This is a genomic window from Mesorhizobium sp. M7A.F.Ca.CA.001.10.2.1, assembly GCF_003998575.1.
GTDB lineage: Bacteria > Pseudomonadota > Alphaproteobacteria > Rhizobiales > Rhizobiaceae > Mesorhizobium.
Window position 1 is genome coordinate 1 of the sequence record NZ_RZQY01001139.1, and the last position, 944, is coordinate 944.

Below are 944 nucleotides of genomic sequence, written 5' to 3' on the forward strand. Positions count from 1 at the left end.
CGGTGTCGGACAGCGCCGAGCCGGTGATGCCGGTCATCGACACATAGTAGACGAAGCCCGACGTGTTCTGCAGCACTTTCGGCAGGCGCTTGTCGTCGGTCGTCGGTGTCGCCAGCCGGATGAAATTGATGCCGGCCTTGAGCGCCGGAATGCATAGTTCCTCGTCCATCTCGGGCGGCAGGTCGACGACGATCAGCCCGTCAATGCCGCTGGCGATCGCGTCCTTGAGGAAGCGGTCGACGCCATAGATGTAGATCGGATTGTAGTAGCCCATCAGCACGATCGGCGTTTCATTGTCACTGGTCCGGAAGTCGGCCGCCATCTTCAGCGTCTTGACCAGCGTCTGGCCGCCCTTCAGCGCCCGCAGGCCCGCCGCCTGGATCGCCGGGCCGTCGGCCATCGGGTCGGAAAACGGCATGCCGAGCTCGATGATGTCGGCGCCGGCCTTGGGCAGTGCCTTCATAATCGACAAGGAGGTGTCGTAGTCAGGGTCGCCGCCCATGAAATAGGTGACGAGCGCCGGGCGGCCTTCGGCTTTCAGTTTTGCCATGCGGCGGTCGATGCGGGTCACCATGTCTGGCCCTTTGGACGAATTTTGCTCATAATCAACTCCCAAATCGAAACTGTCCAAAGGGGCCTAGATCTCCATACCCAGCATCGAGGCCACCGTATGCACGTCCTTGTCGCCACGGCCGGACAGGTTGACGATGACGATCTGGTCCTTGTCCATGGCGGGCACGATCTTCACCGCATGCGCAATGGCATGCGCGGATTCCAGCGCCGGGATGATGCCTTCGACGCGCGTCGTCAGCTTGAAGGCCTCGAGCGCCTCGTCGTCGAGGATCGGCACGTATTCGACGCGGCCTGAATCGCGCAGCCAGGAATGCTCGGGGCCGACGCCGGGATAATCGAGACCGGCCGAGATAGAATGGCCGTCCATGATC

1 protein-coding gene and 1 pseudogene are annotated in these 944 nt (G+C 62.2%); both read right to left on the reverse strand.

Features of this window, described 5'->3' with window-relative positions:
- Window positions 1-574, reverse strand: a 574-nt coding sequence (gene trpA, locus EN964_RS35695) for a tryptophan synthase subunit alpha (protein ID WP_127277536.1), incomplete at its 3' end; no start/stop codon positions are given.
- Between the two features lie 63 nt (window positions 575-637).
- Window positions 638-944, reverse strand: a pseudogene (locus tag EN964_RS35700) (tryptophan synthase subunit beta); the annotation flags it as partial.